The 615-nt window shown below is 62.6% G+C and carries 1 protein-coding gene; it reads left to right on the top strand.

All coding sequences use genetic code 11. The features are described 5' to 3' along the window. The coding region (locus BIY29_RS19960; protein ID WP_276310308.1) for a calcium-binding protein at window positions 1-615 on the top strand (615 nt) is incomplete at both ends.

The following is a 615-nucleotide window of genomic DNA, read 5'->3' as shown; positions in this document are numbered from 1 at the left end:
TCGCGTCGATGCAGACGGCGGGAGACGATCGGGTGATCGGCTCGAACGTGGCGGATACGCTGCGCGGTGGTAAAGGGGACGACTACCTGAACGGCGGAGAGGGCAGCGACAGCTACCATTATGCACAGGGCGACGGCAATGACACGATCGTGGAGTCGATAAATTCAGGGCGCGGCGATCAACTGGCGCTGGAGGGGATAGCCACCGGCCAGGTGAGCCTGACGCGCAGCGGCAATGACGTGACGTTGCATATTGCGGCGAGTGCGGAAGGGGCGGCGGATGCGGGGACGATCCTGCTGAAAAACCAGTTCGATAATTACTTTAACCGGGGTGTGGAAACGGTGGTGTTTGACGACGGCACGGCGTGGAGTCAGGCAGATATCCGGGCGCGGCTGATCGCGGAGTCGCAGACGGCGGGAGACGATCGGGTGATCGGCTCGAACGTGGCGGATACGCTGCGCGGTGGTAAAGGGGACGACTACCTGAACGGCGGAGAGGGCAGCGACAGCTACCATTATGCACAGGGCGACGGCAATGACACGATCGTGGAGTCGATAAATTCAGGGCGCGGCGATCAACTGGCGCTGGAGGGGATAGCCACCGGCCAGGTGAGCC

Origin of the sequence: Brenneria alni (assembly GCF_003666245.1) — a bacterium.
Taxonomy (GTDB): domain Bacteria; phylum Pseudomonadota; class Gammaproteobacteria; order Enterobacterales; family Enterobacteriaceae; genus Brenneria; species Brenneria alni.
This window is presented reverse-complemented; position numbering and strand designations above follow the sequence as displayed.